At 67.0% G+C, this 19,713-nt stretch carries 15 protein-coding genes and 2 tRNA genes; 10 read left to right on the plus strand and 7 right to left on the minus strand.

Features of this window, described 5'->3' with window-relative positions; translation table 11 throughout:
• The first annotated feature begins 25 nt into the window (after positions 1 to 25).
• A complete protein-coding gene (gene fdhA, locus WKB88_RS04170) occupies positions 26 to 1,243 on the plus strand; it encodes a formaldehyde dehydrogenase, glutathione-independent (RefSeq protein ID WP_341393309.1) in 1,218 nt (405 codons plus the stop codon).
• A 264-nt stretch (positions 1,244 to 1,507) separates the two neighbouring features.
• Positions 1,508 to 3,109, plus strand: a complete 1,602-nt coding sequence (locus WKB88_RS04175; RefSeq protein ID WP_341393310.1) for an ammonium transporter — start codon at positions 1,508 to 1,510, stop codon at positions 3,107 to 3,109.
• Here WKB88_RS04175 and WKB88_RS04180 read toward each other — a convergent pair.
• The 3 genes from WKB88_RS04180 to WKB88_RS04190 form a co-directional block, all read right to left on the minus strand.
• Entirely contained in the window at positions 3,082 to 3,855 is a 774-nt protein-coding gene (locus tag WKB88_RS04180) for a ThuA domain-containing protein (protein WP_341393311.1), read from the minus strand. The two genes, WKB88_RS04175 and WKB88_RS04180, sit on opposite strands and share 28 nt — an antisense overlap.
• Entirely contained in the window at positions 3,855 to 4,955 is a 1,101-nt protein-coding gene (locus WKB88_RS04185) for a Gfo/Idh/MocA family protein (RefSeq protein ID WP_341393312.1), read from the minus strand. Before WKB88_RS04185 ends, WKB88_RS04180 begins: the two co-directional genes overlap by 1 nt.
• Positions 4,956 to 5,054: 99 nt before the next feature.
• Complete coding sequence (locus WKB88_RS04190; RefSeq protein ID WP_341393313.1) at positions 5,055 to 6,080, minus strand: DNA-3-methyladenine glycosylase family protein; 1,026 nt, start codon at positions 6,078 to 6,080, stop codon at positions 5,055 to 5,057.
• A 124-nt stretch (positions 6,081 to 6,204) separates the two neighbouring features.
• Between WKB88_RS04190 and WKB88_RS04195 the strand changes: the two genes are divergently transcribed.
• Together WKB88_RS04195 and WKB88_RS04200 are read left to right on the plus strand one after the other, a co-directional pair.
• Positions 6,205 to 7,584 (plus strand): cystathionine beta-synthase, encoded by a 1,380-nt coding sequence (locus tag WKB88_RS04195; RefSeq protein WP_341393314.1) that lies wholly within the window; start codon positions 6,205 to 6,207, stop codon positions 7,582 to 7,584.
• Positions 7,585 to 7,654: 70 nt separating this feature from the next.
• A complete protein-coding gene (locus WKB88_RS04200) occupies positions 7,655 to 8,803 on the plus strand; it encodes a cystathionine gamma-synthase (RefSeq protein WP_341393315.1) in 1,149 nt (382 codons plus the stop codon).
• A gap of 29 nt (positions 8,804 to 8,832) precedes the next feature.
• Here WKB88_RS04200 and WKB88_RS04205 read toward each other — a convergent pair whose 3' ends face one another.
• Both WKB88_RS04205 and WKB88_RS04210 read right to left on the minus strand, forming a co-directional pair.
• Positions 8,833 to 9,270 (minus strand): hypothetical protein, encoded by a 438-nt coding sequence (locus WKB88_RS04205; RefSeq protein ID WP_341393316.1) that lies wholly within the window; start codon positions 9,268 to 9,270, stop codon positions 8,833 to 8,835.
• Entirely contained in the window at positions 9,267 to 10,448 is a 1,182-nt protein-coding gene (locus WKB88_RS04210) for an amidohydrolase (protein WP_341393317.1), read from the minus strand. The genes WKB88_RS04205 and WKB88_RS04210 overlap by 4 nt, the downstream gene beginning before the upstream one ends.
• A 129-nt stretch (positions 10,449 to 10,577) precedes the next feature.
• Between WKB88_RS04210 and WKB88_RS04215 the strand changes: the two genes are divergently transcribed.
• The 3 genes from WKB88_RS04215 to WKB88_RS04225 all read left to right on the plus strand — a co-directional run bounded on the left by WKB88_RS04215 (position 10,578) and on the right by WKB88_RS04225 (position 14,823).
• Entirely contained in the window at positions 10,578 to 11,876 is a 1,299-nt protein-coding gene (locus WKB88_RS04215; protein ID WP_341393318.1) for a glycosyltransferase 87 family protein, read from the plus strand.
• Positions 11,877 to 11,886: 10 nt separating this feature from the next.
• Complete coding sequence (locus WKB88_RS04220; protein ID WP_341393319.1) at positions 11,887 to 12,549, plus strand: MOSC domain-containing protein; 663 nt, start codon at positions 11,887 to 11,889, stop codon at positions 12,547 to 12,549.
• Positions 12,550 to 12,906: 357 nt separating this feature from the next.
• Positions 12,907 to 14,823, plus strand: coding sequence for a DEAD/DEAH box helicase (locus tag WKB88_RS04225; RefSeq protein ID WP_341393320.1), 1,917 nt, complete (start codon positions 12,907 to 12,909; stop codon positions 14,821 to 14,823).
• A 117-nt stretch (positions 14,824 to 14,940) separates the two neighbouring features.
• Here WKB88_RS04225 and WKB88_RS04230 read toward each other — a convergent pair whose 3' ends face one another.
• Positions 14,941 to 16,317, minus strand: a complete 1,377-nt coding sequence (locus WKB88_RS04230) for a protein kinase domain-containing protein (RefSeq protein WP_341393321.1) — start codon at positions 16,315 to 16,317, stop codon at positions 14,941 to 14,943.
• A gap of 198 nt (positions 16,318 to 16,515) precedes the next feature.
• On the opposite strand from WKB88_RS04230, the gene WKB88_RS04235 reads away from it, so the two are divergent.
• From WKB88_RS04235 to WKB88_RS04245, 3 genes are all read left to right on the plus strand, one after another.
• Positions 16,516 to 16,587: transfer RNA gene (locus tag WKB88_RS04235), tRNA-Thr, on the plus strand.
• Between the two features lie 79 nt (positions 16,588 to 16,666).
• A tRNA-Met gene (locus tag WKB88_RS04240) sits at positions 16,667 to 16,740 on the plus strand.
• 205 nt (positions 16,741 to 16,945) lie between these two features.
• Entirely contained in the window at positions 16,946 to 18,145 is a 1,200-nt protein-coding gene (locus tag WKB88_RS04245) for a CaiB/BaiF CoA transferase family protein (protein WP_341393732.1), read from the plus strand.
• On the opposite strand, the gene WKB88_RS04250 is transcribed toward WKB88_RS04245, so the two are convergent.
• Positions 18,142 to 19,653 (minus strand): PucR family transcriptional regulator, encoded by a 1,512-nt coding sequence (locus tag WKB88_RS04250; RefSeq protein WP_341393322.1) that lies wholly within the window; start codon positions 19,651 to 19,653, stop codon positions 18,142 to 18,144. The two genes, WKB88_RS04245 and WKB88_RS04250, sit on opposite strands and share 4 nt — an antisense overlap.
• Between the last annotated feature and the right edge of the window lie 60 nt (positions 19,654 to 19,713).

The raw sequence follows: 19,713 nt of genomic DNA on the forward strand, positions 1-19,713 counted from the left end.
GACGATTAGAGCGAGGCGAGAACCCATGAGCGGAAACCGCGCAGTTGCCTACATCGAGCCCGGTGTAGTGGAAGTGCAGGACATCGACTATCCCACGTTCGAACTACGGGACGGCCCCGGGGTCAACCCGGCGAATATCGGCCGCAAGGTGCCGCACGGCGCCATCCTGAAAGTCGTAACAACCAATATCTGCGGATCGGATCAGCACATGGTCCGGGGCCGCACCACTGCGCCGCCCAACCTGATCCTGGGGCACGAGATCACCGGGGAGATTGTGGAAACCGGTCCCGACGTCGAGTTCCTCTCCGTGGGAGACCTCGTGTCGGTGCCGTTCAATATTTCCTGCGGACGCTGCCGGAACTGCAAGGAACGGAAGACCGGGATCTGCCTGAACGTCAATCCGGACCGGCCCGGCAGCGCCTACGGATACGTGGACATGGGCGGTTGGGTGGGCGGCCAGGCCGAATATGTCCTGGTGCCGTACGCGGACTGGAACCTGCTGCGGTTCCCGGACAAGGACCAGGCGATGGAGAAAATCCTGGACCTGACGATGCTCTCCGACATCTTCCCCACCGGTTACCACGGAGCCATCACGGCGGGAACCCGGGTGGGGTCCACGGTGTACGTTGCCGGCGCCGGCCCGGTGGGGCTGGCCGCGGCTGTAAGCGCGCAGCTGCTGGGCGCCGCCGTCGTCATCGTCGGGGACCTCAACGAGGAACGCCTGGCCCAGGCCCGCAGCTTCGGCTGTGAAACGGTGGACGTGTCCAAGGGTGATCCCAGAGACCAGATCGAGCAGCTGCTCGGGGTGCCCGAAGTGGACTGCGCGGTGGACGCCGTCGGCTTCGAAGCGCGCGGACACGGGGACGGCGCGGCGACGGAAGCGCCCGCAACGGTGCTGAACTCCCTCATGGACATCACGGCGGCAGGCGGCGCCCTGGGCATTCCCGGCCTGTATGTCACCGGGGATCCGGGAGGCATTGACGAGGCCGCCAAGGTGGGCTCGCTGTCCCTGAATCTCGGGGCGGGCTGGGCGAAGTCGCTGTCCTTCACCACGGGACAGTGCCCGGTGATGAAATACAACCGGGACCTGATGATGGCGATCCTGCATGACAAGGTGCAGATCGCGAAGGCCGTGAACGCGACGACCATCAGCCTGGACCAGGCGCCGGAGTCGTACCGGGAGTTCGACGCCGGGGTAGCCCGGAAGTACGTCATCGATCCGCACGGCATGGTGCGCAACTAGCGTTCTCCGCACCACAGCAGAGCCCAAGGGCCGGAACCGCACGGTTTCGGCCCTTGGGCTGTGTTCGGCGAGGTGGTGGCTTCCGCTGCTTCCGGGCCGGGACGTACAGTCGACTAACCGGGATTCCCGCCGTATCCGAGGCCCCGGAGGCCCTCCACACACTCACCGCTGCAGCGTTGGAAACGGGGATGTCATGTCCGCTCGCGTGCCTGCCGATTACCACCACATACTTCCCGCTCCGCCCCTGGCCGGGGGAGTCCGGCCGTGAACGGGGCCGATACCGCCTGGGTCCTCATCTGTGCAGGCCTTGTCCTGTTCATGACTCCGGGCCTGGCGCTCTTCTACGGAGGCATGGTCCCGGTCCGGAATGTCCTGACCATGATGATGCAGAACATCATTCCGCTGGGGATCATTACCCTCACCTGGGTGCTGGTGGGCTACACGCTGGCCTTCAGCAACAGGGGCAACTCCCTGGTCGGGGAATTCGACGCGTTCGCCCTCATTGACGTGGAGACCCCGCAGTTCCATACGGTCGCGGCGGGGGTAACCATTCCGGCGCTCGCCTTTGTGGCGTATCAGATGATGTTTGCCATCATCACCCCGGCACTGCTGACGGGAGCAACGGCGGGCCGGCTGAAATTTGCCGGCTGGACCGTGTTCCTGGCAGCCTGGTCCATCCTGGTCTACCCCCAGGTCGCCCGCTGGCTGTGGCATCCGAAGGGATGGCTTGTGCAGCTGGGCGCCCAGGACTGGGCCGGCGGAATGGTGGTGCACGCCTCCGCGGGAGCCGCTGCCATCGCTGTGCTGTTGGTGGTGGGACGGCGCCACGGCTGGCCGAATCTAAAGACATCCCCGAACAACCTGCCGCTGATGCTGGTGGGTGCCGGAATCCTGTGGTTCGGCTGGTTCGGGTTCAACGCCGGAGACGGGCTGCAGGCAAACGAGATTGCCGCCCAGGCGCTGATCAACACCCACGTGGCCGGCGGCGCGGCGATGCTGACCTGGCTCCTGGTGGAACGGCTCAGCAGCGGCCACTCCACCCTCGTTGGCGCGGCGTCCGGTGCCATCGCGGGGCTGGCAACCATCACCCCCTGTGCAGGGTTCGTGGGCACCGGGGCCGCCCTGCTGATTGGGCTGATCGCCGGATGCGTGTGCTGCTTCGCGGTGCGAATCAAGCACGTCCTGCACTACGACGACGCCCTGGACGTTATTGCCGTCCATTTTGTCGGCGGGGTGCTCGGCTCGCTGCTTCTGGGGTTCTTTGCAGACAGCTCCGTCAACGCGGTCAGCGAGGACGGGGTCTTCACCGGCGGCGGGGGAGTGCTTCTCTGGCACCAGGTGGTCGCAATTGTCTGCGTGGTGCTGTTCAGCTTCATCCTGAGCTGGGTTATCGCCCTCATCATCAGCCACACAATGGGGCTGAGGGAATCCGGTCCGGAACAGGAGGACCTGGACCATGTCCAGCAGGGAGCCTCCGGCTACGCACTGAGCGGGATCACCTCACGCCCGACGGCCAGCGGCCGTGCCGCCGAGGAAGGCCTTTACGCGGGCAGGAATACGGACAGCCGCATCGGTCCGCCGGAGTACGTGCTCAGCGCCGTGGTGGACACGAACCGCATCGACGGCCTTCGCGATGCGCTGCTGATGGCCGGAGCCCGGTCCCTGGAGCTCGCCGAAGCGGCGGTCTACACCGGGACGGTGCGGACCGAGAACTTCCGCGGCCGGAAACGGAAGCTGGATTTCGACGACCGGCTCCGGGTGCTCACCGCCGTCGACCGCGACCATGAGGAAGCTGTCGCGGCGGTGCTCAAACGCTTCGGGGCGGAACCGGAATCCATCTACCGGCTGCCGGTCTCCCCGCCCTGAGACAGGAACCAGCCCCGCGCCGGGTTGCCGACCCCGGGCACCGTCCGGGCAGCCTCGGGCCGGGCGGCCCACTGGACGCTGTTGGCCAGGACCCGCTGAATCTGCGGATGGTGGTAGACCGGATAGTCCTGGTCGCCGGGGCTGAAGTAGAAAATCCTGCCGTTGCCGCGGGAAAACGTGACTCCGGAACGGAAAACTTCCCCGCCCTCAAAGGAACTGATGAAGATCAGGTCATCGGGTTCGGGGATGTCGAACAGCTCCCCGTACATTTCCTGCTGGGGGATGACGATGGGGCTTTCCACGCCGGCGGCAATGGGGTGGGAAGGCTTGACCGTCCAGACAAGCTCCCGTTCGCCGTCGTTCCTCCACTGCAGTGAGCAGCTGGTGCCCAGCAGCTTGGTGAAGATCTTCGAGAAATGTCCCGAGTGCAGGACCACCAGCCCCATTCCGGCCAGGACCTGGCGGTGGACGCGTTCCACGACGGCGTCGCTCACGTCAGCGTGGGCGCGGTGCCCCCACCACAAAAGGACGTCGGTTTCCGCCAGCCGGTCTTCGGTGAGGCCGTGTTCATCGTCGGCCAAGGTGGCCGTGCCGATTTCAGCCGCCGGAAAGTACCCGGAAAGCCCTGCCTTGACGGCGCCGTGGATCCCGTCCGGATACATCGCAGCCATGGTGGCCGGTTCATTATGTTTCTCGTGGACGCCCTCGTTCCACACGAGGATCCGGAGCTTGTCGTCAAATGTCACTACATCATCACCTCGCGGTACAGCGCTGCTGATTGGTAACAGGCATCGATGACCCGGGCCCGGGTCAGGGCAAGCGAGCCGTCGTGTTGTCCCCATACTGCCTCACCGGCCCGGATGGTGGCGATAAAACTGTCCACCACGGCCAGGTGCGCGAGGCCCGGGTGCGCCACGGGTGCGTAGTCCGCGTTCACGCCGCCCTTTTCGGTGAAAACCCGCAGGTCCGCCACCGGGGTGTTGGACGCTCCCACGGCACGCAGCTCGGCGCCGCCGTCGGTGCCGTACACAGTGAAATCCATCAGATCGTCCGTTTCGCGGTAGGTCGCCCAGCCGGCCTCCAGCAGGAGCGTGCCGCCGCCCTCGAGGCGGATGAACGCCGAAGCGAAGTCCTCGACGTCGAAGGCCAGCTTGGTGTCGCGAGCCGTGTAGCTCGCATTCCCGCCCCTGCCCCGCGGACCCAGCTCCGAGTAGGCCGAGGCCGAGACCGACAGGACCTTCGGTTCGCCCAGCAGATGGAGGGCGTAGTCGAGCACGTGCACCCCGATGTCCGCCAGCGGCCCGCCGCCGGCCATGTCCTTGCTGGTGAACCAGCTGCCCAGCATGGGAATGCCCTGCCGGCGCAGCCAGGACGCTTTGGCGTAGTAGGGCCGGCCCAGTTCCCCGGCGTCGATGATCTGCTTCAGCGCCTGGATGTCGCCGCGCAGCCGGTGGTTGAAGGCCACGTCCAGCACCCGCCCTGCCCGGCGGGCGGCGTCGACCATCTGCTGGCCTTCGTCACCGTTGCGGGCAATCGGCTTTTCGCTGAGCACGTGAAGCCCCCGGCCGAGCGCTGCGACGGCGATCGGGGCGTGCAGGAATGTCGGTACCGCCACGCTGACGGCGTCGAGGTCCTCCAGCTCCAGCAGCTCTTCCCAGCCGGCGAAGGCGTCCCGAATCCCGTACCGGCCCTGCAGCTCGGCCAGAAGCTCCGCTTCCATGCCGGCCAGCGCCACGACCTCCACCCCGTCAATCGCCTGATAGGCCTTGATGTGCTGTTGTCCCGCCCAGCCAATGCCGATGACTCCAACCCGGAGGACCTGCCGGTCAGTGTGCTGCTCATTCAAGTGAAGGGTTCCTTTGCTGTTGGCCTCACGGGGATGCGGACGCAGTAACGGAAACGTTGGGGGAAGCCTACGTCATTGGTGCCCCGGCCCGCCCCCTCCTTAGCGGCGCCGGTGATCTTCGGGCGTCAGCCGCGGCCCGAAGGCCTGCTTCCGGAAACCGCTCAGCACCAGGAGGCGGACCACGCGCTGCCGGTGGCCCAGCCACGGCTGAAGCAGAGCCAACATGCCGGCGTCATCGGTCCGGCGTCCGGTGAGGGCCTCGCCCACAAACGCCGCCAAATGGTAGTCGCCAACGGAGACCGAATCGGGTGCGCCGTGCGTGCGCTGCGTGATTTCGGCGGCACTCCACGGCCCGATCCCCGGGATCGAACACAGACGAGCCGTCAGATCCGGGCCCAGCGGCGCCCCGGATAGCCGCTCCAGGCCGGAGGCGACGGCGCAGGCGCGCAGGATGGTGGCCGAACGGTGGGAATCCACTCCCGCACGGTGCCACTCCCAGCTCGGGATCCGCCGCCAGCCGGCTGCCGAGGGCGGAACCGTCAGCCCCGGCGGGACAGGACCCGGCGCAGCGGCGCCGTGCCTGGTCACCAGATAGCGCCAGGAGTAGTAGGCCTCCATGGCAGTGACCTTCTGCTCCAGGACCACGGGGACAATGCTGTCCAGCATCCGTCCCGTGCTGGGCAGGCGCAGGCCGGGGTTGCGGCGGCGCACTTCGGCCAGCGCCGCGGGGAGGGTGGCGGTGAAGCCGGGCTCGTCGAATCCTGTCCAGTCATCCCGGTCACCGAGCAGGGCCGGCACGCCGGCCAGGGCGTAGTCGGCGCCCGGGCCCCAGGCCCGCGCCAGAATCCGGGCGCCCGGCGCCGGAGCGGGCTGCTCGGAAAGGGCGAGGGACGCATTGCCCCCGGGCGTTGAAAAGGCGAGCCACGCGACACCGCGGCCAAGGCGCACCGACGGGTCCTTGGAGCCGTGTGCCAGGATTCCCAGCGAACTGGCCAGTGAAAAGGGCCGCTCGGATTCCCACAGCAGCGACAGGGCACCTGATGCGGCGGGCACTGCGGCCGGGGATGTTCCAGCGGAGATTCGGGCGGACGTTCCAGGGGAGGACACCGGCACGGACAACGACATATCTCCATCGTCGCACGCACTGCCGACACCCGGGTCCGGAAGCGAAAGGCACCGGTGTGGCTTTTGCTACGCCGCGTTCCGGGGAAAGCTGGACGGCGGGGACCGAACAAGTAACGTGTTGCACATGAAGTATGCAGAGACTGTCCTGGACCTGATCGGCAAGACTCCGCTGGTGAAGCTGCACAACGTCACCGACGGTCTGGCGGCCACCGTGCTGGTGAAGCTGGAGTACCTCAACCCGGGCGGATCGATCAAGGACCGCATTGCAGTTCGGATGATTGAGGCGGCCGAACGCGAGGGCAAACTGAAGCCCGGCGGCACCATCATCGAGCCCACCAGCGGCAACACCGGCGTCGGGCTCGCCCTCGTGGCCCAGCAGAAGGGCTACCGCTGTATTTTTGTCACTCCGGACAAGGTGGGACTGGAAAAGCGCGACGTGCTGCGGGCCTACGGCGCCGAAGTGGTGGTGACGCCGACGGCGGTTGCTCCGGAAAGCCCCGACTCCTACTACGGGGTCTCGGACCGCCTGGTGCGGGAGATCCCCGGCGCGTACAAGCCGGACCAGTTCTCCAACCCCGCAGCTCCGGCGAGCCACTACGAGACCACCGGACCGGAGGCCTGGCAGGACACGGACGGACGGGTGACCCACTTTGTGGCCTGCGCCGGCACCGGCGGCACCATCACCGGAACCGGACGTTACCTGAAGGAAGTCTCAGCGGACCGCCCGTCCGGACCCGTCCGCATTATTGCCGCGGACCCGGAGGGATCGGTCTATTCCGGCGGCACCGGACGCCCCTACTTTGTGGAGGGCGTGGGGGAGGACATGTGGCCGGACAACTATGATCCCTCCGTCCCGGACGAAGTTGTTGCCGTCAATGACACGGAGTCCTTCGCGATGACCCGCCGCCTGGCCCGCGAGGAGGGCCTGCTGGTGGGCGGTTCCTCCGGCATGGCTGTAGTGGCTGCGCTGCGGGCGGCCCGGGACCTGGGGCCAGACGACGTCGTCGTGGTCCTGCTGCCGGACAGCGGACGCGGGTACATGGGCAAGATCTTCAATGACGAGTGGATGCGTTCCTACGGCTTCCTCCAGGGGCCCGAACAGGAGTCCGCGGTGCGCGACGTCCTGGCCACCAAGGACGGCTCCCTGCCGGACCTGGTGCACACGCATCCGAACGAGACGGTGCTGGACGTCATCAACATCCTCAACGAATACGGGGTTCCCTGCATCCCGGTGCTGTCCCAGGAGCCGCCGGTTCGCATCGGCGAGGTCCTCGGCTCGGCCGACGAGCGCTCGCTGACGGAAAAACTGTTCCGCGGCGAGGCCAAGCCCACGGACAGCATTTCCGAACATATGGGCCCGCAGCCGGCCATGGTCGGTGCCGGGGACTCGGTGGCCGCGGCCAAGGAGAAACTGCAGGAGCACGACGCCGTCATGGTCACCTCCGACGGTGCTCCCGTGGGAATACTGACGCGGCATGACCTGCTGTCCTACATGAGCATCTAGCCGGCGCACCGAGCAGCCACCGAGCAGCCACCGAGCAAGCACCAAGCCAGCAGCAAGCAAGGAGCAAACCATGAGTGAAGGCTTTAACACCCGCGCCATCCATGCGGGCCAGACTCCCGATCCGACCACCGGCGCAGTGATTCCCGCGCTGTACCAAAGCACCACCTACGCGCAGGACGGCATCGGCAAGTTGCGCAACGGCTATGAATACGGCCGCGGCACCAATCCCACCCGCGACGCACTGCAGAAGCAGCTCGCCGCGCTTGAGGGCGGGGCGCACGCCTATTCCTTCAGCTCCGGCCTCGCGGCCGAGGACGCGCTCATCCGTGCGCTGCTCGCGCCGGGTGACCACATTGTGCTCGGCAACGACGCCTACGGCGGCACCTACCGGCTGATCAACAGGGTCCTGGCCGGCTGGGGCATCACCAACGCGGCAGTGGACATGTCCGACGTCGGAGCCCTCACTGCAGCCATCGCCGCCGGCAACACCAAGATGGTGTGGCTGGAAACGCCGTCGAACCCGATGATGAAGATCTCCGACATCGCAGCGGTTGCGCAGGCCGCGCACGACGCCGGGGCCTGGCTGGTGGTGGACAACACGTTCGCCTCGCCGTACCTGCAGCAGCCGCTGTCCCTGGGCGCGGACATCGTGGTGCACTCCACCACCAAGTACATCGGCGGGCACTCGGACGCGGTGGGCGGTGCGGTAATCCTGAACGACGGCGACGCCGCAGAGAAGATCGGGTTCATCCAGTTCGCCGTAGGCGCGGTGTCCGCTCCGATGGAAGCCTGGCTGACCACGCGGGGACTGAAGACCCTTGGCGTACGGATGGACCGGCACTCCTCCAACGCGATGGCCGTGGCCCGGTGGCTGCAGGACCAGCCGGCCGTGGAGAACGTGCTCTACCCGGGGCTGGAAGACCACCCCGGCCATGACCTCGCCAAGGCCCAGATGAAGGACTTCGGCGGGATGGTCTCCGTGTCCTTCAAGGGCGGGGAAGCCGCGGCTCGCACGGTCGCGGAGTCCACCCGCGTGTTCACGCTGGCCGAGTCCCTGGGCGGGGTGGAGTCCCTGATGAACTACCCGTCCGAGATGACGCACGCCTCCGTGAAGGGCACCGAACTGGCCGTGCCGGAGAACCTGCTGCGCCTTTCCGTGGGGATCGAGGATCTCGAAGACCTGATTGCCGATCTGGAGCAGGCCCTGGGCCGGCTGTAGCAGGAGCTTCTTCGGTTGCCCGGCTGCTTCTAGCGGCGGCCGAAGAAGCGCCGCCGGGCCTTGGGCTCACGCTCCTGGAAGAACCTGCTGCTCTGCGGAAGCCAGAGCAGCAGCACACACACCAGCAGCACCAGGCCGACGGCAATCAGCGCCGGGCCGCGGAACAGCAGTGGGATTCCGACAATGACCCCCACCGTGGTGAGGGTTTCCCGCGCGCTGCGCTTCCCGGCCCGCAGCCGCAGAACACAGAACCCGATCACCGCCGCCACAGCCAGGACCACGGCCCCCAGCGCCGTCAGCGCGGCTCCGTCGCGGTGCTGGGTGCCGGCGGAAACAATGAAGGATGCTCCGGCCACCGCCACCAGTGCGGCGGCGGCGAGCCAGGCGGCGGACGCCGCACGCATGATGCCGGGCAGCGGCGGCCGCGGGGTGCCGCCTGCCGGGCGGCGTCGTACAGGGCGGGTCACCGGCGGTCAGCCACCACGGGCGTCCGGGTTTCGGTGTCGTAGCGGTAAACCTCCCGGCCTCCGATCCACACCGTCAGCGCCCGCTGCATGACATCCAGCGGATCACCGCTCCAGAGCACTACGTCGGCGTCCTTGCCGGGTTCCAGCGACCCGATCCGGTCGCCCAGTCCCAGGACCCGGGCCGGGTTAATGGTGACGGAACGCAGCGCTGTTTCCCGGTCCAGTCCTTCCTTCATCGCCAGGGCGGCCTGGTAGATGAGGAAGTTGATCGGCACCACGGGGTGGTCGGTGATGATGGAGATTTCCACGCCGGCATCGGCCAGCTTGCCCGGGTTTTCCAAACTGCGGCGGCGCAGCTCCACCTTGGAACGGGTGGTGAACAGCGGGCCGATCAGGACCGGCACGCCGCGCTCGGCCAGCACATCGGCCAGCAGATGCGCCTCGGTGCCGTGGTCCAGGACCAGGTCGTAGCCGAATTCATCGGCCAGGCGCAGGGCGGTGCCGATGTCGTCGGCGCGGTGGGCGTGCTGGCGCCACGGAATTTCCCGGCGCAGCACCATGGCGAGGGCGTCGAGCTGCGGGTCGCGGGCGTCGTCGTCGTCCTTGCCCATGTAGTTCTGCGCGTCCATGAACGCCTTGCGGATGACCAGTGCGGTGCCCAGCCGGGTGGAAGGAGTTTGCTTCTTGTCGCTGTAGACCCGCTTGGGATTCTCGCCGAGGGCGGACTTCAGGCCGCTGGGGGAGCGGAGGACCATTTCCTCCACGTACCGGCCGTGGGTGTGCAGGGCAACGGCGAGGCCGCCGATGGGATTGCCGGAGCCGGGGTTGATGTTCACGGCGGTAACGCCGCCGGCGAGGGCATCGTCGAAGCCCGCGTCCTCGGGGTTCACGCCGTCTATCGCCCGCACTCCCGCCATCACGGGATCGGTCATTTCATTGGTGTCATTGCCGGCCCAGCCTTCACCCTCCTCATGGACGCCCAGATGGGTATGGGCGTCCACCAGCCCGGGCAGCAGCCACTTGCCGCCGGCGTCGAGGACCTCGGCGTCCTCCGGCACCCTCACGTCGGGGCCGAGCTCCGCGATCCGGCCGTCCGCCACCAGGAGCGTCCCGGTGAAGGGCGGTGCGGTGACGGGGACAATGCGGGCGTTAATAATGGCCAAAACGGGTGCGGGCATGAGCAACCTTCCGGGGTCTGATCGGGTGCGCCCAGCCTATCCTGCACCGCCGGCAGGCCGGGCAGGCACGCCCCGCCGGTAGACTTGCACAAGTAAATAATCTGAGCTGGCTGTAGTGCAGGGAGAATCATGGGCCTGAAGACCCGATCCGGGATGGTCCGGCTGGCAGCGACTCTGGCAGCTCTTGTTGCCGCAGCAGTCATGGTCACCGCGGCGTTTGTTATTTCACCTCGGCACGGGCTGGATTTCAGCGTCTACCTCTCCGGCGGCCAGAGCGTTATCGACGCCGGCGGCCAGCTGTACACGAAGGAGCTGCAGTACCGCGAGGGCAGCAGCCTCCTCTTCACCTATCCGCCGTTCTCGGCGCTGATGTTCGCGGTCCTTGCGCCCTTCGGGCAGAACCTTGGCCTGAATATTTTCACCGGGATCTCAGTGCTGATCGCCGCCGCCACAGCAGTGCTCGGCGTGCGCCATGCCTTCGGAAAGCGCAGCGTGCAGGCCGTCCTGACAGATCCCCGGCTGCGTCCGCTGGCCCTGGCCGGCGTCGGTTTTGTGCTGCTCCTGGGTCCCTGGCGGGAAACCATGGCTTTCGGCCAGATCAACATCCTGTTGTTCGGCCTGATCCTTGCCGACTTCCTGATCAAGCGGGACAGCTGGCCCACCGGGCTCCTGACCGGAGTTGCCGCCGGACTGAAGCTGACCCCGCTGGTTTTTGGCCTCTATTTCCTTGCCCGCGGAGACTGGCGCGGCCTGCGGAACATGACCGTTGGGTTCCTGGCCACCTTCGCACTGGGCTTCCTCATCCTGCCGCGCGAATCACGGACCTACTGGCTGGACCTGCTTCCCGACACCTCGCGGATCGGCGGCGCGGGCTACGTGGACAACCTGGGCATCAAGGGGGCCATCCTGCATTTCACCGGCCCGGACTTCCCGGTGGACCTGCCCTGGCTGCTGCTGTCGCTGGTGTGCGTTGCGGCGGCCGCAGTCATCATCCGCCTGGCCGGCAACCGCAGCGACTGGTTCACGGCTCTGGCAGCGACCGCGCTGCTGATGCTGCTGATCTCCCCGGTGTCCTGGTCGCACCACTGGGTGTGGGTGGCCCTCTTCATTCCGGTTCTCGGCCGGAATATTGCTGAGCTCACTGCGAAGGGCACGGGCCTGCGGAAAGCCGGAATCGCCCTGCTGGTATCCGCCGTCGTGGTTTTCCTGCTCTCGCCCAAGTCCATCGGCTGGCTCATGGGCGCCCCCAATCTTGATTCCCAGCAGCCGGCACCATGGCTCATGGCCTCCAGTGTCGGTGTCTTCTGGGGCCTTGCGCTGATGGGCTGGTGGGCCGCCGTCCTGTGGAAGAACCGTCCGCCGCGCTGGTGGAAGCAGCCGGAACAGGCGGGAATCCAGCAGGCTGGCCTCAGGCACGTTCAACCGTAGGATGGTGCGCATGAGCTCCGGAACCCTGCTGGCGGTCTGCCGCGTCCACCAACTGCTGCCCACCACCGACTCCACGGGCGTTACCGCGATCGACAAGCGTCCGGTCGACGGCCCGGTCAAGGTGCACGCGCTAGGACTGAACGGAGACGTGCAGGCCAGCCGCAAGCATCACGGCGGGGAGTCGAAGGCCGTTTACGCCTATTCCCAGGAGGACGCCGATTACTGGGCGGCGGAACTGGAATCCGGGATCCCGCCGGGTCTCTTCGGCGAAAACCTGCGCATCGCCGGCCTGCCCGTTTCGGAGGCAGTCATCGGCGAACGCTGGCAGATCGGCGAGAAAACCGTGCTGGAAGTGACCTGCCCACGGACCCCCTGCCGTAATTTTGCCGCCCGCATGCATCAGCCGCGCTGGGTTATCCGGTTTACCGAAGCCGGCCGCACCGGAACGTATTTGCGGGTTCTGCGCAACGGCACCGTTTCCGCCGGCGACAGTGTGTCCGTCATTTACCGGCCCGGCCACGGGGTGACCTCGGGTGACGTGTTCCGCGGCCTGTCCCCGGACCAGACGCATCTGCTGACCGCAGCAGAGGCTGCGGGGGAGATCAGCCTGTCACCGGAAATCCAGAAAGTGCTGCGGACCCTGAAGGCACGGGAGCCGGCCGCCGGCAGCTGAGGCTCCGGGCCCGCCCAAACACCGGATGTGGCCCGCTGTGCCCAAGCTCACCGCCCGGTATGGACCGCGCGGTCCCCGCATGCCGTACACTTGAAACATCCCCCACTCCGGTATTCCCTTATTTTCCTGCGGTTTCCAATCGCCAGGTACGTTGTGTTGGGGCTCGCGTTTTCGAATGCGGGCAGATTCATCTTTTGGGAGCGCCGGCAAAGAAATCGTCACACCGGCCTACGTCACAATCCAGTGAAATCGGTCTACAGCTGTGACGGAAAGTCCTGCCATGGGATTGCAATAGCGCCGGACTTACGTCCTGCGGCCTTCCGGCCGCGCGGTCCCAATGAATGAGGATTATTTCTTTTGCTTGACTCTGTAGAAAACACCGAAACCGCAGCAACCGCCGCTCCCGAAGCAGTCGAAGAGAACCAGGTTCTCTTCACCGACTTCGGTCTGGACCCGCGCGTTCTGCAGGCACTGGTGGACGTAGGCTACGAAAAGCCTTCCCCGATCCAGGCCGCCACCATTCCCCTCCTGCTTGAAGGCCGCGACGTCGTCGGCCTGGCGCAGACCGGAACCGGCAAGACCGCCGCCTTTGCGGTCCCCGCCCTGTCCCTGATGGCCGGCCTGCCCGCCACCAAGGACACCCAGATCCTCGTGCTGGCCCCGACCCGCGAACTGGCACTCCAGTCCGCTGAAGCCTTCGCTTCCTACGCCAAGCACATGGACAACTTCACCGTCCTGCCGGTCTACGGCGGATCCGCTTACGGACCCCAGCTCGCCGGCCTGCGCCGCGGCGCCCAGGTTGTAGTCGGTACCCCGGGCCGCGTCATCGACCACATCTCCAAGGGTTCCCTCGACCTCTCCAACCTGCAGTACCTGGTGCTGGACGAGGCCGACGAAATGCTCCGCATGGGCTTCGCCGAAGACGTTGAGCAGATCCTGGCGACCACGCCCGCCGACAAGCAGGTGGCACTGTTCTCCGCCACCATGCCCGGCGCAATCCGCAAGATCGCCAAGAAGTACCTGAACAACCCGGCGGAAATCACGGTCAAGTCCAAGACGACCACCGGTGCGAACACCCGCCAGCGCTACGTGCAGGTCATGGGCCCGCACAAGCTGGACGCGATGACCCGCATCCTGGAAAGCGAAGACTACGACGGCGTTATCGCCTTCGTCCGCACCAAGATGGCAACCGAGGACCTGGCTGACAAGCTCAAGGCCCGCGGCTACCAGGCCGCAGCAATCAACGGTGACATCCCGCAGCAGCAGCGCGAGCGCACCGTCGAGGCCCTGCGCAGCGGCAAGATCGACATCCTGGTTGCCACCGACGTCGCCGCCCGCGGTCTTGACGTTGAGCGCATCAGCCACGTCATCAACTACGACATCCCGCATGACACGGAGTCCTACGTCCACCGCATCGGCCGTACCGGCCGCGCAGGACGCACCGGCGACGCGATCCTCTTCATGACCCCGCGTGAGAAGTACCTGCTGCGGGCCATCGAGAAGGCCACCCGCCAGCCGGTTGAGCACATGCAGCTTCCGAGCATCGACATCGTCAACAACAAGCGCCTGGCGAAGTTCTCCGAGCAGATCACCGAAACCCTGGCATCCGAGGATGTCTCGGTCTTCCGCGACCTGGTCACGAACTACCTGGCCGAGCACGATGTCACCGCCGAGGAAGTTGCCGCTGCACTGGCCGTCATGGCCCAGGGCGGCCGCCCGCTGCTGATGGAAGAAATTCCGCAGGCACCGGCCCGCCAGCGCGAGCGCTCCGAAGGCCGCAATGACGGCAACGGCTCCCGCGGCCCGACACGCCCGCTGACCGAAGGCAATGCAACGTACCGCATCGCCGTCGGCCGCCGCCAGCGCGTCATGCCCGGCTCCATTGTTGGCGCCATTGCCAATGAAGGCGGACTCTCCTCCGCGCAGATCGGCGGCATCGACATCCGCGCCGACCACACGCTCGTTGAGCTCCCGGCCGACCTGAGCCAGGATCAGCTGCGTGCCCTGTCCCGCACCCGGATCGGCGGCGAGCTGATCCACCTCGAGCTGGACAACGGCCGCAAGCCGGCCCGCGAGCGCGAAAGCGGCGGCTTCAACGACCGCGGCGACCGCGGCGGCTTCAAGAAGGATTTCAAGAAGCGCGACGGCGAGCGTTCCTTCGGTGACCGCAGCGCCAGCGACCGCGGCAGCGACCGCGGCGGTTTCAAGAAGCGCGAAGGCGACCGCGGCGGCTTCAAGCCTGCCGGTACCCGCCAGCCGCGTTTCCGCGACTAAGCAGTAGACAGAGGAAGGGCGCCTTACGGAGAAATCCGTAAGGCGCCCTTCCTTTTTTGTGCTGCCGGTTGAGCCTGCCGCGCTGCCGGCTAAACCTGCCGGCTAAACCTGCGGGGGCTAGGAAACGGAGAGCGTGCGCTGCCCCTCAAGCCTGAGTTCCAGGTCATTCATGACGATCGCGGCGAGGTCCTCAAGCGTGCGCACGTCGCTGTCCGTGACGTCGCGGGGCTCCCGGTCCAGGATGCACAGCGTGCCGAGGTTGTGCCCGTCGCGGGTCCGCAGCGGCACCCCCGCATAGAACTGCAGGCCAAACTCGCCGGCTACCAGGGGATTGGCCAGCGTCCTGGGGTCAGCCCGCGCGTCGGACACCACCCAGGCGTCGTCCTGCAGGATGGCCGAGGCGCACAGCCCCGGATCCCGCCCGATCTGCTGGACATCGGTGCCGTGGTGGGACTTGAACCAGATGCGGTCGGTGTCCACGACGCTCACGATTGCCACCGGGACCGAGAACAGCCGTGCGGCCAGGGCCGTGATCCGGTCAAAGGAACCGTCCGGCGGGGTGTCCAGCAGGTTGTAGCGGCGGACCGCTTCCATCCGCTGCGCCTCATCTGCCGGGATCAACGGCGGAGTTACCCGGTGCCTTGCCCGGGGTGCAACCGCCAGTTCGAACAGTGCCAGCGACGCTTCGTGGGCGGAGGGCCGCTCCCGAGGCTCCAGGGCGGTCATGTCCTGCAGGAGGACCCGGAACCCCTCCTCCATGTCTGCGGGGATGGCAGGGGGCCGCAGAAGGCGTGCAACGGCACTCTCCAGCGCGGGGCCGGGGTAGGCCTGCACGCCTGTCAGGCACTGCAGCAGCACCAGGCCCAGCGAATAGATGTCACTCGGGGTCCCGACGGCGTCCCCGCGGGCCTGCTCCGGGCTCATGTAGGCGGCCGTTCCGGTGAACGTTCCGCTCTGTTGCTGCGGGTCGCCGGCGATCAGCGCGACGCCGAAGTCGGTGAGCTTGGCGCGCAGCCGGGTTTCGTCCCGCCTGTAGTCGAAAAGCATGATGTTGGCCGGCTTGACGTCCCGGTGCACAACGCCGGCGCCGTGCATGTAATCCAGGCCGACCGCCAGGTCATAACCCAGCTGGGCCACCTGGCGGGCCATCAGCGGGCCGTCCTGCAGCCGGGCGCGCAGGTCAGACCCGTCCACCAGTTCCATCACCAGATAGACCTGCTGCTCCCCGGTGCCGCTGCTGTGGGCTCCGGCATCCAGCAGGGTGACCAGGCTGTGGTGGTTCAAACGGGCCAGGATCTTTGCTTCGGCGTCGGTCTGCTGCTGTTGTTCCGGGGTGGCTGCTGCGGAGCGGACCAGCTTGACTGCCACGTCCCGATCCAGAAATTCGTCCCGGGCACGGTAGACGGTCCCCATGGAACCGGCTCCGATTTTTTGTTCCAGGCGGTAGCGGCCGCCCATCAGGGCACCAACCGGATGCTGCGGTGAATCTGTCACCCATGCCTACTTTCTCGTACCCTAAGCATACTGATAATCCGTGTCTGTCCTTACCTGCCCGGCCGCCTGGGGAGGGGTGGAAGGGTGCTCCGCGGACGCCCCCGGAGCCCGCTCCCCAAGTGGCCCGGATCACTTTATTGGTGCGGTTTTTCGCCGATTTCACGTTCTCCAAAAGTGCTGGTAAAGTATTTACTCGTTGCCCCGATAGCTCAGTGGTAGAGCGCCATCTTGGTAAGATGGAGGTCCCGGGATCGATTCCCGGTCGGGGCTCTCAATGGGAGGGCCCGTGTTGCTAAGGCTGTTTGTTTTGCAGAGGCCAATTTAGGGACGCGGGCTTCACTCATTTTTTGGCGGTGTAGCTCAGTTGGTTAGAGCGCACGACTCATAATCGTGAGGTCGGGAGATCGAGCCTCCCCACCGCTACAGCTGAACCCCCGGAATCCTTGTGATTCCGGGGGTTTTTCTGTGTCCGGGAACTCCTTTCCCCGGTCCGGCGTGCGCGGCCCGGTGTGCGGGTTATCCCCTCCTCTGGTCAGAACATCCAACCCTGCCGCCCCGGCTCGTGGCTACGATGAAGGCCGTCAGCTGCACAGGGGTGCAGCACCAGCGCCACGCCGGAGGGGTAATGATGTCCGATTCGCCGAAGAAGGTACCCGGGGACGACGACGGCGGACAGCGGCCGCTGGACGGCATCCTGGTTGCCGATTTCTCTCGGGTGCTGGCGGGGCCGCTGTGCACCATGACGCTGGCGGATCTGGGTGCCCGGGTGATCAAGGTGGAGCGTCCGGAAACCGGTGACGACACCCGCAGCTGGGGGCCGCCGTGGTCCGGAACGGGGGCCACCTATTATGAGTCCGTCAACCGCAACAAGGAATCCGTCTGCCTGGATTTGTCCGCTCCGGAGGACCTGGCGCTGGCGCGGGAACTGGCCCTTCGGGCCGACGTGCTGGTCGAGAACTTCAAGCCCGGGGGACTGGACCGGCTGGGACTGGGGTATTCCGACCTGAGCGCGGATAACCCGCAGCTGGTGTACGCCTCCATTTCGGGGTTTGGTGCCGCCGGCGGATCTGACATTCCCGGTTATGACTTCATAGTCCAGGCCCTGGGCGGGCTCATGAGCATCACGGGCGACGCCGGCGGCTCACCGTACAAGGCAGGAGTGGCACTGGTTGACGTGCTGACGGCCAAGGATGCGGCGATCGCCGTGCTGGCGGCGCTGAACGCACGGCAGGCCACCGGCCGCGGCAGCCACGTGCAGGTGAACCTGCTGTCCAGCCTGCAGGGCGCCCTGGCCAACCAGGGGCAGGCGTACCTCGGAGCCGGCATCGTGCCGGGCCGGATGGGTAACGCCCACCCGTCGATCGTTCCCTACCAGCTGCTCGAATGTGCGGACGGCCCGCTTGCGGTGGCCTGCGGCAACGACGGACAGTTCGGGCGGCTGGCCAAGGAGCTGGGCGCCCCGGAACTGGCCTCGGATGAGCGCTTCGCCACGAACAGGGCGCGGGTGGAGCACCGGGAAGTCCTGGTGACGCAGCTGGAGTCCCTGCTGGCTGCCGCTCCGGCGGCACAGTGGCAGGACCGGCTGGCTGGTGCCGGGGTCCCGGCCGGACGGGTGGCAGGCATCGACGAAGGCATCGCGTACGCGCAGTCGCTGGGGCTGGAGCCCACGATCGAGGTGCGGGACGCCGCGGGGACGGTCACCGGACGGCAGCTGCGCCATCCGGCGGTGTGGAACCCGCCGCTGGCTCCGCGCGGCGAGGCCCCGCCCCGGCTCGGAGAGCACACGGAAAGCGTCACCGGCTGGCTGCGCGGCCCTGCAAACGGCTAGCTGCCGTCCGCGGCGCGCTCGTAGTGCCGCAGTTCCAGCCACAACGGCGCAAAAACATCCGGGTCATCCAGATCCACGCCCAGCAGGGAACCGGCAATGCCGATGCGGTGCCGCAGCGAGTTCCGATGCACGCCGAGGCTGCGCGACGCATTTTCCCAGTGCCCCCGGTGGCGCAGGTATTCCGCGACCGTTCCCACCAGGTCCGCGCGTCGGTACCGTGCCAGAGTGTCGATCCATTCCCGGGCCTGCTGGTTGTGGGGGCCTCCGGTCCCCGCGAGCGACCCGGCGGGCGCCTGCCGCAGCGCACGGCGGAGGGCCGGCATGACCCCCGCAACCTCGCCCAGGGATACCGGCTCGCTCAACGCACCCGCCAGGCGGGGGTGGTTTTCGGGGACGCCCCCGTCGGGGGAATCCTGTTCCTGCGGCGCTGTTTCTTCGGGCAGCACCAGGTAGAGGGCAGCTTCCTCCTCGTGCCGGAGCAGGCACGAGGCCAGCTGCTGCGGCAGCGCCGGCAGACCGGCATCAGGGGACAGCGAGCCGGCTGCCCGGATCAGCATTTCGGCGTCGTCGCCCGGGCGCACCGACAGGGCCAACACCCGGACCCTGCGCGGAAGATCCTGCAGCCCGAGATCCTCGGCGAGGATGCGGGCGGCTTCGGTGTGCCCGTGCAGCACCAGCTTGGCCACCGCCGAACCGAGAGCCGACGTCGCTCCGGCAACCACCTCCCGCTGCTTCGCTTTGAGCGCCAGCAGGGTGCACACGGTGAGGATTACCTGCCGGTCCGCTGCGGTCAGTGTCCGCCCCGGTCCGACGGCCAAAAATCCCTGAATGCGGCCGGTTGCGACGATGGAATACTCGACGACGGCCTGGCCGTGGATCTCGAAGGTGGCGGCGGTGTGGGTGCCCGTCCGGTTGAGCCGGATGGTTTCGGCGCGCAGCTGCGGGAGATACGCTTCAGCGCTCTCCGGCCAGCAGACGGCGGTGTCGGGGCCGGCCGGCAGATACGCAGCCCATCCGCCCAGCGCCTGTGCAAGGCCGCGTACGACGGCGGACGTGGCATCCGGGCGCATGGCCGCCTGCGCCAGTGAAGTCTGCGTGCCCAGGCTGCCCATGAGGCCGGCCTGGCTGCTCTTGACCGACAAGCCCCAAAACGCCCGGGAGACATTCTGGAACGGCACGCCGTCGGGCACGGTCAGCAGATCGATGCCTGCCTCGCTGCAGGCGGACAGCAGATACTCGGGCACCTGCTCCAACCACGGACCCAGGCCGATGCCCAGTGCGGGGATGCCTTTGTTCCGCAGTCGTGCCACATATTCCGCGGTGGCGGCAGCGGTTCCGCCCAGCGGCATGCCCGTGGTCAGGAGCAGTTCCCCGCCCTCCAGATACGGCGTCGGATCCTCCAGTTCGGAGACGTGCACCCCGGTCAGCTGCCGTTGGGTCAGCCGCCGGCCGGAGACGGAGGCCAGATGCGGGCCCAGTGTGCTGCTGAGCTCAGTAAGCGAAACCATAGACAAATCATCCAGTACCGCTGCCCGGATTGGGTGGAATGCTCAATGACGCATGTCGCA

The sequence above is a fragment of the Arthrobacter sp. G119Y2 genome (genome assembly GCF_038069765.1).
Classification (GTDB): Bacteria; Actinomycetota; Actinomycetes; order Actinomycetales; family Micrococcaceae; genus Arthrobacter_B.